This window comes from Pseudoalteromonas sp. GW168-MNA-CIBAN-0100 (assembly GCF_040309225.1).
In the GTDB taxonomy this organism is placed as follows: Bacteria; Pseudomonadota; Gammaproteobacteria; order Enterobacterales; family Alteromonadaceae; genus Pseudoalteromonas; species Pseudoalteromonas arctica.
Map to the genome: position 1 here is coordinate 1 of NZ_JBEOOL010000465.1, position 282 is coordinate 282.

General features: G+C 42.9%; 1 protein-coding gene. It reads right to left on the reverse strand.

Going from position 1 to position 282, the window contains the following annotated elements:
* Nucleotides 1–282: transporter associated domain-containing protein (locus AAEY62_RS21975; protein ID WP_350636521.1), on the reverse strand; the 282-nt coding region annotated here is incomplete at both ends.

Here is a 282-nt window from a genome sequence, read left to right on the forward strand (position 1 = left end):
ATACAGTGCCACCAATAGTATCGGCGTCATCTGTGCTGTAACCTGTTTTAAAATGCTCGTTAAAGTCATCAACAGGGGTTAGCGCTTGTACTACGTAAACATGCTTAGCAAGTTGGCGAATATCTTGTTGCTCTTCTTCTTCGTCGTGCTCGTCTTCTATTTCGCCCACGATTATTTCAAGAATATCTTCAATAGTGACTAAGCCCGATACACCGCCGTATTCATCAATAACAATAGCCCTATGGTAGCGTTGCTGACGAAATTCGTTAAGCAGGGTATCGA